Annotated in this window: 13 protein-coding genes; 6 read left to right on the forward strand and 7 right to left on the reverse strand. The window is 67.6% G+C overall.

Going from position 1 to position 13,501, the window contains the following annotated elements:
• Window positions 1–53: 53 nt before the first annotated feature.
• From B1790_RS03760 to B1790_RS03775, 4 genes are all read right to left on the reverse strand, one after another.
• Window positions 54–1,805 carry an NAD(P)/FAD-dependent oxidoreductase gene (locus B1790_RS03760; protein WP_079921862.1) on the reverse strand — a complete coding sequence of 584 codons (1,752 nt, stop codon included), beginning with the start codon at window positions 1,803–1,805 and terminating at the stop codon, window positions 54–56.
• 97 nt (window positions 1,806–1,902) lie between these two features.
• Window positions 1,903–3,162 (reverse strand): cation:proton antiporter, encoded by a 1,260-nt coding sequence (locus B1790_RS03765; RefSeq protein WP_079921863.1) that lies wholly within the window; start codon window positions 3,160–3,162, stop codon window positions 1,903–1,905.
• A gap of 58 nt (window positions 3,163–3,220) precedes the next feature.
• Window positions 3,221–4,213: an NAD(P)H nitroreductase gene (locus B1790_RS03770; protein ID WP_079921864.1), complete on the reverse strand. Its 993-nt coding sequence runs from the start codon at window positions 4,211–4,213 to the stop codon at window positions 3,221–3,223.
• Window positions 4,214–4,220: 7 nt separating this feature from the next.
• Window positions 4,221–5,180 carry a universal stress protein gene (locus B1790_RS03775; protein ID WP_079921865.1) on the reverse strand — a complete coding sequence of 320 codons (960 nt, stop codon included), beginning with the start codon at window positions 5,178–5,180 and terminating at the stop codon, window positions 4,221–4,223.
• Between the two features lie 287 nt (window positions 5,181–5,467).
• On the opposite strand from B1790_RS03775, the gene B1790_RS03780 reads away from it, so the two are divergent.
• Window positions 5,468–7,117 (forward strand): GAF domain-containing sensor histidine kinase, encoded by a 1,650-nt coding sequence (locus tag B1790_RS03780; protein ID WP_233164919.1) that lies wholly within the window; start codon window positions 5,468–5,470, stop codon window positions 7,115–7,117.
• A gap of 3 nt (window positions 7,118–7,120) precedes the next feature.
• Here the strand turns inward: B1790_RS03780 and B1790_RS03785 are convergent, their stop codons facing one another.
• The 3 genes from B1790_RS03785 to B1790_RS03795 form a co-directional block, all read right to left on the reverse strand.
• Window positions 7,121–7,540 carry a pyridoxamine 5'-phosphate oxidase family protein gene (locus tag B1790_RS03785; protein WP_198951906.1) on the reverse strand — a complete coding sequence of 140 codons (420 nt, stop codon included), beginning with the start codon at window positions 7,538–7,540 and terminating at the stop codon, window positions 7,121–7,123.
• Entirely contained in the window at window positions 7,540–8,232 is a 693-nt protein-coding gene (locus tag B1790_RS03790; RefSeq protein WP_233164920.1) for a hypothetical protein, read from the reverse strand. The genes B1790_RS03785 and B1790_RS03790 overlap by 1 nt, the downstream gene beginning before the upstream one ends.
• Window positions 8,233–8,315: 83 nt before the next feature.
• Complete coding sequence (locus tag B1790_RS03795) at window positions 8,316–9,284, reverse strand: universal stress protein (protein ID WP_079921868.1); 969 nt, start codon at window positions 9,282–9,284, stop codon at window positions 8,316–8,318.
• A gap of 231 nt (window positions 9,285–9,515) precedes the next feature.
• Between B1790_RS03795 and B1790_RS03800 the strand changes: the two genes are divergently transcribed.
• The 5 genes from B1790_RS03800 to B1790_RS03820 all read left to right on the forward strand — a co-directional run.
• Entirely contained in the window at window positions 9,516–10,622 is a 1,107-nt protein-coding gene (locus tag B1790_RS03800) for a S1C family serine protease (RefSeq protein ID WP_079921869.1), read from the forward strand.
• 316 nt (window positions 10,623–10,938) lie between these two features.
• Complete coding sequence (locus B1790_RS03805) at window positions 10,939–11,586, forward strand: response regulator transcription factor (RefSeq protein WP_079921887.1); 648 nt, start codon at window positions 10,939–10,941, stop codon at window positions 11,584–11,586.
• A gap of 218 nt (window positions 11,587–11,804) precedes the next feature.
• Window positions 11,805–12,518, forward strand: a complete 714-nt coding sequence (locus B1790_RS03810; protein ID WP_079921870.1) for a VIT family protein — start codon at window positions 11,805–11,807, stop codon at window positions 12,516–12,518.
• 83 nt (window positions 12,519–12,601) lie between these two features.
• On the forward strand, window positions 12,602–12,958 hold the full coding sequence (gene fdxA, locus B1790_RS03815) for a ferredoxin (protein WP_079921871.1): 357 nt from the start codon (window positions 12,602–12,604) through the stop codon (window positions 12,956–12,958).
• On the forward strand, window positions 12,955–13,501 hold a 547-nt coding region (locus B1790_RS03820), incomplete at its 3' end, for a wax ester/triacylglycerol synthase domain-containing protein (protein WP_304528825.1). The genes fdxA and B1790_RS03820, both read left to right, overlap by 4 nt.

Genomic DNA, 13,501 nt, shown 5'->3' on the forward strand with positions numbered 1-13,501 from the left:
GGTACAGGGCTCTTCATTACTTCGTATTGACGGCCGCGTCGGATGGGGTGGCGTCAGGTCAATTCGAAAGAGCTGGTGAGAATCCACTCGGAGCTGACCGGATTGGTGGTCTGCTCGCTGCGGTAGACCGCCCGGAGCTCCCGAAGGAGCGGATCGCGCTGCCACGCCTGCACCTGCCGCATGACGTCGTCGTCGGCGAAGACCTTGGCCTTCTCCGCCAGCACGGTCTCGATCAACTGTCCCGCAAGCTGGCGCAACAGTCGGGCGTTGGCGTCGAACCGTTCGGAGAACTTGGGCGCGGTTCCCATCATCGCCGTGTGCAGGGTGACCATGAAGTTGAGCGGCGCATAGAGGTCGACGAACTGGGCCGACGACGCGTTGCCCTCCACCGCCGCCCACTCGCGGAAGAACCGCTGCACGCGATTGCTCAGTTCGATCAGGCCCTCCAGGTGTGGCACGACCTCGGGGTCGTCGGCCACGGTGACGAATCGTCCGTTGGCGTAGAGGAAGCCCACGAAGCCCCAGTAGAACGCGATGTCCCAGACGACCTTGGCGGTCATCACGTTCGGTGTCCCCATCAGGGTGTACTGGTCCCGGTAGATGGCGAGCCACATCTCGGTCAGCGACCGGAACAGCGAGTCGTCGATGGCCGATCGGGCCACCACGTCCTCGCCGTCGAGCTCGCGGGTGACCATGTCGGTGATGAGCCCGTTGCCGATGGCGACGAGGTCCAGCCCCGACGAGTACAGCGGGTCGAGGAAGATCCCGGCATCACCGGTGACGGCCCAGCGGTCGCGGCCGTCGAAGATCTTGCTGACACCGTGGCTGTACTTCTTCATGACCCGGAAGTCCCTGATCAGGTCGTCGTGCTTGGCGAGCTCCGCGGCGCACTGGGGCTCGTGCTCGCGCAGCCACGACGTGGCCTTGTCGAGGCTGTTGATGCCGTCGAAGGCGTGGAAGGCGGGGTCGGCGACGATGCCGACGCTGGTGGCGCCGGAGGCGAGGCGGATCAGCCAGACCCAGTACCCTTCGCCCATCAGGTGGTTGGTGGACATCGACCGGTCACCCTCGACCAGGCGCGACTGCCACAGCGGGTCGTCACTCCAATTCCCGAGGTCGATCTCGGCGGCGACGCGGAACCACACGGCGTTGCAGTGGTGCTCGTTGCGGAGCTTCAGGTCCAGCTGGCGCGGCAGTTTCCTGGTGCGCCCCGACGCGTCGACCACCCAGCGGGCCGTGGTGTCGGCGACGGCGTCGTCGTTCTGCGTCGTGATCGTGTGCGGACCACCGTCGGCGCCGAACTCCACCGAGCGGACCCGGCCCTTGGAGAACTCGACACCCGCGGCGGCGCATCGGTCGGTGAGCTCGTTCTCCAGCCGGCCGCGGTCGATCTGATAGGTGGGTTGCGGGACGAAGCTCGAACTTCCGAGCTCCATCCGCTGGGTGATGTCGGTGTTTCCGTCGTGGGTGAAGAACATGCGCAGACCCATCTTTCGGATCTGCGCACTCTTCAGGTGGTCGGCAAGGCCCAGACGCTCGCCGAAGTAGAGGGCGGACACCTCGACGGTCGACTCCCCCACGGTGTGGGTGACTTCGGGGACCGGGCGCGACGTCGGTTCGATGATCACGATTCGCGTGGCCGGGCGGGCACGACGAATCTCCAGCGCCAAGGTCAGCGCGGCGACGCCTCCCCCGATGACGGCGACGTCGTGGTCGGCGGCCACGGTGTCGGAGTCCGACAACTGTGTTCTGATCCGCCGCGCCAACGCGGCCCTGGTCTCGGGGCTCAGTCGTGACACGTCCATGCGTTCCCTTTCCTCGAGGTTGACCAGGCTTCCCGGTGCGGTCGCGGCGATGGTCCGACAGCGGCGACCGTCAGCGTTTCGTCACACCGAGGCGCTGTCACGGGGCCACCGTCGCCGGCTCCGCCACGACGCGGTGCCTGCCGTAGACGTACTCGAAGATGGGCGACGCCATCAGGGTCGTGACGATGGCGACCAACACCAGAATGGTGAACAGCGTCGGGCTGATGATGCCGGCCTCCAACCCGATGTTGAGCAGGATCAGTCCGATCAGGCCGCGCGCGTTCATCAAGGCACCCAGTGCGACGGCCTCGCGCATCGGCACCCTCTTGATGCGGGCCGCCATCGTGCACGCGATCCCCTTTCCGGCGATCGCGACAAGCACCAGACCCAGCGTCACCGCCCACAGCGTCGGCGTGTTCACCAGTCCGATCTGGGTGTTGAGGCCGGAGTAGACGAAGAACATGGGCAGCAGGAAGGTGGTGACGAGCGGTTCCAGGCGAGACGTCAGGTGTCGTTCGAAGAACCCGGACGGCATGGCGACACCCAGGATGAAGGCACCGAAGATGGCGTAGATGCCGATGACGTCGGTGAACCACGCGCAGGCCATCAGCAGGATCAGCACGACGCTGAGCATGGGCGGGGTGACGGTGCCCTGGCGTTCGGCCATCGGACCAAGCACGCGCAGGGCCCGTCGTCCGATCGTCATGACCACCAGGGTGTAGAGCACACCGCCGCCGATGGCGACGACGGCCATCGTCGGATCGTCCCTGTTCATGGCGAGCACCACGGCGAGGATGCACCAGGAGACCGCGTCGTCGGTGGCGCCGCAGGCCAGGGCCAGGGTTCCCAACGACGTTCCCGACAGCCCCTTTTCGAAGATGATCCGGGCCAGCATCGGGAAGGCGGTGATCGCGATCGCCGCGCCGAGGAACAACATGGCCATCACCGGGGTGACGCCGTCTTCGAAGTAACCTCCGCTGCTCAGCAGCGGCACGGCGACGAGCGCGCCCAATGCCAGCGGCGCCAGGATGCCGGCCGCCGAGACCGCCACCGCGGTCCCCGCTCGGTGCTTGATCAGGTCGACGTCGAAGTTGAGCCCGATGAGGAACATGTAGAGAACCAGGCCGATTTGGGCGACGGTGTAGAGCACCACGTTGGCCGGGCCCGGTGGAAACAACGCTTGCTGTACTCCGGGGGCGATCTCGCCGAGCAGCGACGGTCCGAGGACGACGCCGGCGATCATCTCGCCGACGACCTGCGGCTGTCCGATCCGCTTGGCGATGAGCCCCACCACGCGGCACGTCGCGAGGATTACGGCCAACTCCAGGAAGAAATGGATCGCAGTGGCTGCGGGCATGCCTCCTATTCGACGACGGACGCCCTTCGGATGGGTGTCGACGTCAGCGCGGTCGGCGTCACCCCCACGGCCCACCCTCGAGCCGGCACACCACCTCGCTCAGCGGGCGCCGTGGCGTCGCAGGCAACGGGTCGGCGTTGACCGGCGGCCAACCAACGCGCACCAGCATTTGGGGAAACTCGGCACCGTCGAATGCATCGGCTCGGATCGCGTCACGCGTCTCGCCGACCTCCAACACCTCGGTGACGGGGCAACTCGCCATGCCCAGCGAGGTTGCGGTGAGGATGGCCAAACTGGTGGCCTCGCCGGCCCGCAGTCGGGCCAGGTCGTCATCGTCTACTGTGCCGAAGGCCAGCAACTCGCCGTGGTCGTCGGACGCGGCGGCGTCGGGGGGTTGGGCCAGTCCAGAGCCCGCGAACAGGCGGCCGGGCACGGGGGAATCCGGGTTCGACTCGGGAACGTTCCTTGCAGGCACCCCGGCGATGGAGCCGTAGCGACCGCTCCACGTCGTCAATTCGCCGAGATACTCGGCGTCGGTCGCGTGGTGCCACACGGCGTTCGCGAGGGCGGCCCGCAGCTCCGTCGACGGACTCATCCGTCTCATCACGACGCCCGTTCGCGCCACTCTCATGCCGATCAACGCAACGTCCGCGTGGGCGACCGGCCACCCGCTGAAGTAGCGCCGGTCGGTGCGCCGCCTCGGGATGGCGGCCGCAAGAGCGATGTCCACGTCTCCGGCGACATAGGGCTGCAATTGGATCGACGCCAAGTGCGTCGGCTCCGCTGGATTGGGAAACCGACGGACCTTGCCGTGCCAGCCGAGGGCGGCAAGCGCGACGATGCAGTGGTTGAGCGTTGCACCGCAGCTCACCATCGAGTCCCGCCCGTCGGGGTCGGTGTGAACCAGCTGCCTGTCGGCGTCCAGGTACAGGTGAAGGCTTTCCGGACCGACCTTCCATCGCCATGGCTGGACGTTGTGGACCGACGGCGCACGAATCGCCAACGAAAGGGCCGCATCAAGCGTTGCGCGATCCGGAAAGTGCGTGTTCATCCGATGATCACCCGACCTCTGACTCGAAGGGACACACGACCACGGGAACGCTGCAGTGGTGCAGCAGGTTGAGGCTCGTCGAGCCAACGATGCGGTGACCGTGGGAACCCCCGTGGCGTCGTCCCACCACCACGAGTTGGGCGAATTTTGCATGGATGTGCAGGGCGTGGCTTGCCTTGGCGGACTCGCCAATGCGCGTGACGTTCACTCGTTCGTGACGTCTGTGCAACGGCTCGACGAGTTCGTTGAGCCTCGCCCACTGCCCCTTGGTGTTGGCGTCCCAGTCGACCACGCTCGGTCGGTGCTTGTCCGCAAATCCCTTGAGTGCCCAGGAGTGCACGACCCAGAGCGGAGCGTCGAGCCGATCGGCGAGCTCGAATGCCAGCCCCAACGCCCCGCCGTCGCGTCCCGATCCGTCGACGCCAACCAGGATCGGCCGGTGGGAAGGTGCGAAGGACCCACCGCGCCACGCCACCACCGGGCACCGCGCGCGGTCCAGAGTTGCCAGCGTGGTGGAACCGAGAAGCAGCGCGCCGAGCGCACTTACCTCGTCGCAGCCCAACACCAGGAGCTGCGCAGACCGAGTTGCCGTGGCGAGCGCATCGTCCGCCGACGCGGTCGAGGATTCGGTCGTCACCGTCAGATTGGGGCGCTCGGCATGGACGACTGCCTGCGCGGCCTCGAGGTACCGGTCGGCCCACTCGTGGTGGTCGGCCATCGCTGCCACCCGCGCCGCCATGGCGAGCTCGGACGGGACGTGTCCCAAATACGTTGTGGCCGTGACGATGTGCAACGGTACGTGCAGCCGATCTGCGAGCGCCGCTGCCCAGCGGGCCGCGCCGGTCGCGCCGATGGAACCGTCCACCCCGACCACGACCGGTGCGGCGGTCGCCCTGGTGACTGCCGCCTCCGTCAGCACGTCGGCGCTGCTGCCGGCGTCGTCGGGCGATCGGGTGGGGTGTTCCATGTCGCTCCATTCCCGTTGGGCGACGGTTACACCGGTGTGTCGTGCAGTGTCGTCGCGTACCTGCCCCTGAATTGGACCAGCAGCGGGAGAGTCGTCGACAGGGTCGAAGTGCCCTGAATCGACGCCGACGGCCCCAATCGTCGCGACGCGGTGCTCCCCTACCGGCCGTGGCGGCACGCACGTTAGGATCTGAGTTTCTCCCTAGGACTCGGCGGGTGAGTTGACTCATGGGACACGACGACGATTTCGCGTTCTCCGAACTGAGCCGGCCTCGAACGGCCGGCAGCATGCACGCCCAACTCGACGAGATCATGGCGTCCCGGGACCAGATGGCACGTCTGTTGCGGGTGATCGTCGGTCTGGCCTCCGATCTCGACCTGGACGCGACCCTGCACCGCATCGTGACCGCTGCGATGGAGCTGACGGGAGCTCGGTACGGCGCCTTGGGCGTTCGCGCCGACGACGGCAGGCTGTTGTCGTTCGTGCACTCGGGCATCGAGCCGGCGACCGCCGAGCTGATCGGCCACCTGCCGGTCGGCAAGGGCGTCCTCGGTGTCCTGCTCGACCATCCCGAGCCCCTGCTCCTCGACGATCTGGGCGCGCACCCCGCTGCGGTGGGCTTCCCCGAGCATCATCCGCCGATGGGCGCATTCCTCGGGGTGCCAATCACCGTCCGCCAGAAGACCTTTGGCAGTCTGTATCTGACCGAACCCACTGCGGGCCCGGTGTTCACCGAATCCGACGAAGCCGCCGCGCGGGCACTGGCTTCCGCCGCCGCGGTCGCCGTCGACAATGCCCGACTGTTCGACCGGGTACGCATGACGGGCGAGTGGATGGAGGCGAGTAGATCGATCACGACCGCGCTGGTCTCTGAGGCCGGCCCCGTTGCCCGGCCCCTGACGATGATCGCCGAGCAAGTGTGCGCACTGACCGGATCCGAGCAGGCCATCGTGCTGGTGCCCAGCGATGCGGACCTCCCCGCCGAGGAGGTCGACACCTTGGTGGTGTCCGCCGCGGTGGGATTGTCGGCTGACGAGGTGATGGGTCAGCGGGTGCCGGTGGAGGGCTCGACCACCGGGGGCGTCTTCCGTTCGGGTACACCGCTGATCACCGAGTCGCTTCGACATCCGATCCAGGCGTTTACCGACGTCGGCCATCGGCCGGCGATCGTGATGCCGCTGCGCGCTCGCCGAAACCAGACCCTCGGAGTCCTCGTGGTGGCCCGCAGCCAGCGCGACACCCCCTTCGACGCCAGTCTTCTCGACCTGGTGAGCGACTTCGCCGATCACGCTGCCGTCGCTCTGGTCCTTGCCGAGAGTCGGGAACAGGCGCGGCAGTTGTCGGTGATCTCCGACCGCGAGCGCATTGCCCACGACCTGCACGACCACGTCATCCAGCGGCTGTTCGCGGCCGGAATGGACCTGCAGGGCACGATCGCTCGTTCCCGGTCGCCGGAGATCACGCGCCGGTTGAATCGGACGGTGGACGAGCTACAGGGCACCATCGACGAGATTCGGAGCAGGATCTTCGCCCTGCAGTCTCCCGGGCCGGAGGCCGGCCTTCGCGAGAGAATCCAGGACGCGGTCGCGGCCCTCACCGAGAATCGCGACATCGAGACGACCGTCCGCATGTCGGGCCCGTTGAGCGTGGTGGACGGCGAGGTCGCCGAGCACGCGACGTCGGTCGTCAACGAAGCCGTCAGCAACGCGGTCCGACATTCCGGCGCCGAGCACCTCGTGGTCGCCGTCGAGGTCGCCGACGAGCTCACCGTCGACGTCACCGACGACGGCTGCGGCATCGACGCATCCAACCCTCGGCGGAGCGGGCTGACGAACATGCGGCGTCGAGCCGAAATGCTGGGTGGCGGTTGCCAAGTCGACGCCATGCCCGATGGTGGTACTCGCGTGCACTGGTTCGTGCCGCTGGACGGGACCTAGCTTTCACATCGACGACTCGCCACCGAAGCGGAAGGTGCGACCAGTGATGTCCGACGGTGTGATTCGGATGAACTGCCGCTTTGGAGTGGTGATCCACGGCAGCACCTGGGCGCGTTCGGCAGCGGCAAGCTCGTCGCTCGTCGTCATGATCCGGGCGTGGCCCTTGACGACCACGCTCCATCCTTGGACCGCGTCGTGATCGTCCACTTCGAAGGCCACGCGTTGGTTGACCGCCGCGCCGGCCAGCTTGGTGCCTTCGGCCGTCCGAATGAGGATCGACCGGTTCTGCACGACGAAGTTCACCGGGAAGACGTCCGGCTGATCGTCGACGCTGATGGCGAGGCGCCCGAATGTGCTGCTCGCCAACCGCGCCCAGCTCTCGGGTTCGCTCATCGCCTCGACCGGTCCAGCCTCCGAGCCGATCATGACTGCGCCTGCGAAGCGGGTTGAGCCAGTTCGACGTCCGTCCATCCCGGCGGGTGGACGAGACCGCCGCCGCCCGGTAGCGCGACCACCGACACCAGCGCGTCGGTCCGCTCCGCACGACGGCGAATGCCTCGCATCATCTGCCGCTCCATCACGAAGTGCGGAACGTCGAACGCACAACGACCAACGGCGCCACCGCTTCCGCGAACGACGAGCCGCGTCGTGCTGCCGTTGCGGCGTAGGTAGAACCCCCAGGTACCGGAGGCCTTCTCCCCATGCCGAAGGCGGGCGAAGTCGCCTGGAGACGTCAGCACCAAGTGGGACAGTGGTTCTGCCGACACCACCACCAGCCGGGCGAGGTCGCCGTACCGCCGTGCCAGCCACACGGTGTCCCCGACGCGTACGTCCTGCCACTCCGGGTGGATGGCGTCGGCATTGTGGATCCTGGCACCCACCGCGCGTTCCAACAGCGAGTAACTGTAGAAGCCGCCCCGGTCCTCGCCGATCTGCGCGAGCCAGGGCCACACCGCACTCGGGCGGGCGTCGACCGTTGAGGCTCGCGTCGTGCGTGGGACACCCGCCTCGACGAGGTCGTCACCGGGAAGCACCTCGGCCACTTCGACGTCGGTGGCTCCCCAGCGGTACATCCACGGCCGAAGCCTCGCCCGGTAGAGCGCAACCGCGGCCATTGCCGCCAGGGCCGTCGAGAGCGAAGAACTCTTCTTTACAAGGTGACTCACTCGAATCTCCAAACAATTCTTCTGGCACGTGGTCAGCTGGGAGACGCGACGCTGTCGCGTCCAGGGGTCGACGCCGAGCCGGACTGCTCGCTCAGCAGGTCGGCCATGCGTGCGGGACACACCACGACGGGAACGCCGGCGTGGTGCAGTACGCCCAAGCTCGTCGAGCCAAGCAACACACTGGCAATGCCACCACGGCCCCGCGACCCCACCACGACGAGCTGCGCATCGGCCGCTTGACTGAGGATCACCCGGTTGGCCCGGCCCATCTCGACCGCGCACGAGACGGTGACGTTCGGCCAGCGGTCGGCGGTGAGCGCCACGACGTCCAACAGACGTTGCCGCGCTTCATCTTTGATCGCATCCCAGTCGACGAGGAGCGGAATGTCCACCTCTCCCAGCGTCCGCCGCGCGGAAACGGCATGAACGGCCACGACGCCGACGCCCAAGCAGTCGGCGAGTTCGAACGCCGTCGCAAGCGCGCCGCGCGAGCTGCGTTCGTCGTCGACGTCGACGCCCACGACCACTGGCCGGTCGTTCGGGGCCACGGCCTGCCCGCGCCAGGCAACCACCGGACACGATGCGTGGGTGGCCACCGCAAGGGTGGTCGACCCGACCAGCAGCGCGCCCTGCGGTGACAGGTCTGCACAGGCCGTCACGACCATCCGAGCGTGGCGACTGCATTCGACGAGCGCGTCCCGCGGACTGTCGTGGCTGAGGGTCCGAGAGATCCGCAACGTCGGAAAGTCGGCATGGACCGCCTCGCTGGCGCGGTCCAAGACTGCCTGACCGAGCGCGCGCGGGTAATCCCCGACGTCGTCGGTGTGATCGGCGTTGGTGACGACCAGGAGTGCCTCGTCCACGCCGGTCATGGCGTGGACCAGACGTAGTGGCTCGCCATGCCAGACCGCGAGCCCCGCGGCCCACCGCGCCGCCATGATCGCCTCGTCGGTGCCGTCGACTCCGACGACGACCGGTCGTTGCTGCTGAATCCCCGACACGATTGCTCCTCGATTGGCTGGGCCGCTGTACCTGAGTCCCTGTGCAGCACAGGGTTCTCGCGCTCGCCGCGGTCGACAAGTGCCAAAGGTCCCCTCGCCTCGACTCAGGGGCCCGTCTTGCGCAACCCCGACTGAGTCACCTCTCCAGTTCGGGGCCAAAGGCCCTACGCGAGCCAATGCCGATACCGCTACGTTCGAGACACGCAGGCGGTGGCCGGCCGAGGAGGACACATGACCGAACAGGTTCTGCCACAACGACTCAGCGTCGTGTCGGTGGCTGGGGCCATGCTCGCCGTCGCCGTCGTCTCCGCAACCGTCGGAGGGCTGACCGCGCTGGCGATCGGTCCCGTGTACCCGGACGTGCTCCGCGCCGTCGGCCAGCCCCGCGGCGCCACGGCACTGGGAGCCTCCGTGCAGAGGGTTGCCGTGCAGGTGTTGCCGAGCGTCGTCAAACTCGAAGTCACGCTGGGGCCGTTGTTCTCCGCGGGTTCGGGGATCGTCTTGAGTGCCGACGGGTTGATCCTGACCAACGACCACGTGGTGACCAATCCCCTGCCGGTCAGAGGAGCAAGTGGTGAACCGACGAAACTCGTCACCCTCGCCGATGGTCGCGTTGCACCGTTCACCGTCGTGGGCAGCGACCCGTTCAGCGACATCGCGGTCGTTCGGGCCAAGGACGTTTCGGGGCTGACGCCGATTCGGATCGGCTCGTCCTCCCACCTCGTCGTCGGCCAGAGCGTCGTCGCGGTCGGTGCCCCGTTGGGTTTGGCGGGGACGGTGACCACGGGGATCATCAGCGCGCTGCATCGTCCGGTCTCGACCGCGAGCAACACGCCCGGCGAGGTCGACGCCGTGCTCGACGCCATTCAGACCGACGCAGCCATCAATCCCGGCAATTCCGGTGGAGCGCTGGTTGATTCGAGCGGTGCACTCATCGGAGTCAACTCCGCCTCGGCGACCACCGGCGGCGATTACGTCAACGGCCCAGGCGGTTCCATCGGTCTTGGCTTCGCGATCCCCGTCGAGCAGGCGCTTCGGGTTGCCGACCAGCTCGTCGCGACCGGCAAGGCCACCCACGCCACGCTTGGCTTCGAGGTGGTGAGCGACACCCCACCCCGCGGCGCCAGAGTCGTCGCCGTCGATCCGCGAGGACCGGCCGCAGCCGCCGGGCTTCCCGTTGGTGCGGTGATCACCGAGGTCGACGACCGCGTGGTCGCCGAAGCCGACGACCTTCTCGCCGCACTCCAGTCCAAGACCCCCGGCGATGCGCTCGTGCTCACCTTCGTCGACGCCTCTGGCCAGGTCCGGGCGACGACGATCACGCTCGGGACTGCCTGAACTGCCGCTCGGCGCACTGACACGTCTTCACCGGTGACCGACGTGATGTCGCCGGGGGACCCACGTTCGGCGGGAGAGGACTTTCGCCTCTGACCGGACGTCCTGCGCGTGAATATCGTGGGATGACCATCCCGCAACCGCTTGGAGTGCAGATGCTCGAAACCTCTTCGCCGTCTGGGGATCGCGACCGCTCGACACCGGTACGCGCGGACTCCGACGCACCATGACCTACTCCAGGCACAATGGCCATCAGGTCGACGTTTCCGCGGTCGGTGCGGTGATCCCGCCGCGCGATCGCGGCGGAAAGGACACGGCGATGGTCAGGGTGTTCCTCGTCGACGACCACGAGGTCGTTCGCCGCGGTCTGATCGACCTGCTCGGCGCCGACCCCGAACTCGACGTCATCGGCGAAGCGGGCACGGTCGCCGACGCCATGGCACGCATCCCCGCACTGCGCCCCGACGTCGCCGTCCTCGACGTACGCCTACCCGACGGCAACGGCATCGAACTGTGCCGCGACCTCCTCTCCCGCCTTCCCGACCTGCGGTGCCTGATGCTGACGTCCTTCACCTCCGACGAAGCGATGCTCGACGCCATCCTCGCCGGAGCCAGCGGCTACGTCGTCAAGGACATCAAGGGCATGGAACTCGCCACGGCCATCAAAGACGTCGGCGCAGGCCGATCGCTGCTCGACAACCGCGCCGCAGCCGCCCTGATGGCCAAATTACGCGGCGCCACCGAACACGCCGACCCCCTCGGAGCGCTCACCGCCCAGGAGCGCATCCTGCTCGACCTACTCGGCGAGGGCCTGACCAACCGACAGATCGCCGCCCGAATGTTCCTCGCCGAGAAGACGGTCAAGAACTACGTCTCACGCCTGCTAGCCAAGCTCGGCATGGAACGACGCACCCAGGCCGCAGTGTTCGCCTCCAAGCACGCTCGCCCCGCCCGAACCGAGGAATGACTCCCGCCCTCAGTGACTGGTCAGTCCCCCGTCGCCGCTTCGGTGGACGCGCGACCACTCGGCGTCGACACCCTCGGCGGAGTCACACCGCGTTGAGTGACGGAGTGAACATGACTGTGCGCGAGATGATTACGGTCAACGCGGAGGCATCCGGCAAGGCCACTTTGGCTAGCCTAGGTTCGCTGGCGGATGGACGGTTCGACCGCTAGCGTTGCCCCGTGTCGACGAATCCGCATCCCGCCGAGCCTCATACGGGCTCGTTGTCCTCGAAACTGAACTGGCTGCGCGCCGGCGTCTTGGGCGCCAACGACGGGATCGTCTCCACGGCGGGCATCGTGGTGGGAGTGGCCGCGTCGACGACGTCGTCGGGTCCGATCTTGACCGCGGGCGTCGCGGGACTCGTCGCCGGGGCAGTCTCGATGGCGTTGGGAGAGTATGTTTCCGTCAGCACGCAGCGTGACACCGAGCGCGCGTTACTCGGGAAGGAACGCGCCGAGTTGCGCGACGACCCGGCGGCCGAATTGGACGAGCTCGCAGCCCTCTACGAGGCCAAGGGATTGTCGACGGCTACGGCGCGCACCGTAGCCGAGGAGCTCACCGACCACGATGCGTTCGCCGCTCACGTCGACGTAGAGCTGGGCATCGATCCGACCGATCTGACCAACCCTTGGCAGGCCGCGCTGTCCTCGGCGCTGTCGTTCACCGTCGGTGCACTTCTCCCACTGATCGCAATTCTTCTGCCGCCGCATGCGTTTCGAGTGCCAGTGACCGTTGCGGCCGTGCTGGCTGCCCTCGTCGTCACCGGAGCTGTGTCGGCCGCCCTCGGCAACGCCCCCAAGCAGCGCGCGGTCGCACGCAACGTCGTCGGCGGCGGACTTGCCCTGGCGATCACCTACCTCGTCGGACACCTCGTCGGTGCCGCCATCGCGTGAACCCGCGGGTTGGGACTTTGGTCCCACATACACCGGTCGTTGTACCCTCGTCGGCGCGCCAGCCCATCCCTAGGTTTTGCACCATGACCTATGTGATCGGGACCGGTTGTGTCGACGTCATGGACAAGTCCTGTGTGCCGGAATGCCCCGTGGACTGCATCTACGAGGGTGACCGTTCGCTCTACATCAACCCCGACGAGTGCGTGGATTGCGGTGCCTGCAGCGTGATCTGCCGGGTGGACGCGATCTACTACGAGACGGATCTTCCCGAAGACCAGCAACGGCACCTGGCCGACAACGAAGCGTTCTTCAGCCAGGTACTCCCCGGCCGCGACGCCCCGTTGGGCTCCCCGGACGGCGCCGTCAAGCTCGGGCGGGTCGGAGTCGACACCCCGCTCGTCGCGAGCCTGCCGCGACGCGACGGTCTCAAGAAGCCGTGACCGCGGGGAAACCCGAGCGCCTGTCGGCACTTGACGCCGGCTTCCTCCAGGCGGAGGACTCCGACCGACACACCAGTCTGGCGATCGGCGCCGTCGCCGTGTTGGCGGGCCCGGCGCCAGACGTCGAGTCGTTCGCGTCGACGATCGACGGTCGCGTGCGCCAACTTCCACGCTGTACGCAGGTGCTGCGCACGCACCCCTTCGACACCAGCGCGCCGGAGTGGGTTCACGACGACGCGTTCGACGTCCACCATCACGTACGACGCACGGCCGCAGCAGCGCCCGGCGACGACGCTTCGCTGTACTGCGTCGTGGCCGAGGTGATGGAGCGTCGCCTGGACCGCGACCGACCGCTGTGGGAATGTTGGCTCGTCGACGGCCTCGCCGACGGGCGCTGGGCACTCGTCGTGAAGGTCCACCACAGCGTGGCCGACGGGATCGCCGCGAGCACCATGTTCTCCGCGCTGTGCGACGGCGCCCCGATCGTCGAGTATCCGCCGCGCGAATCCGACCGCCCCACGGACGGTGCCCGTCATGACGGGC

The organism is Mycobacterium sp. AT1 (assembly GCF_002043095.1).
Classification (GTDB): Bacteria; Actinomycetota; Actinomycetes; order Mycobacteriales; family Mycobacteriaceae; genus Mycobacterium.

Excerpts from the sequence above, each read along its gene's own strand:
- B1790_RS03760 (WP_079921862.1), bottom strand. The coding sequence starts at position 1,805 with ATGGACGTGTCACGACTGAGCCCCGAGACCAGGGCCGCGTTGGCGCGG.
- B1790_RS03765 (WP_079921863.1), bottom strand. The coding sequence starts at position 3,162 with ATGCCCGCAGCCACTGCGATCCATTTCTTCCTGGAGTTGGCCGTAATC.
- B1790_RS03770 (WP_079921864.1), bottom strand. The coding sequence starts at position 4,213 with ATGAACACGCACTTTCCGGATCGCGCAACGCTTGATGCGGCCCTTTCG.
- B1790_RS03775 (WP_079921865.1), bottom strand. The coding sequence starts at position 5,180 with ATGGAACACCCCACCCGATCGCCCGACGACGCCGGCAGCAGCGCCGAC.
- B1790_RS03780 (WP_233164919.1), top strand. The coding sequence starts at position 5,468 with ATGCACGCCCAACTCGACGAGATCATGGCGTCCCGGGACCAGATGGCA.
- B1790_RS03790 (WP_233164920.1), bottom strand. The coding sequence starts at position 8,232 with ATGGCCGCGGTTGCGCTCTACCGGGCGAGGCTTCGGCCGTGGATGTAC.
- B1790_RS03800 (WP_079921869.1), top strand. The coding sequence starts at position 9,516 with ATGACCGAACAGGTTCTGCCACAACGACTCAGCGTCGTGTCGGTGGCT.
- B1790_RS03805 (WP_079921887.1), top strand. The coding sequence starts at position 10,939 with ATGGTCAGGGTGTTCCTCGTCGACGACCACGAGGTCGTTCGCCGCGGT.
- fdxA (WP_079921871.1), top strand. The coding sequence starts at position 12,602 with ATGACCTATGTGATCGGGACCGGTTGTGTCGACGTCATGGACAAGTCC.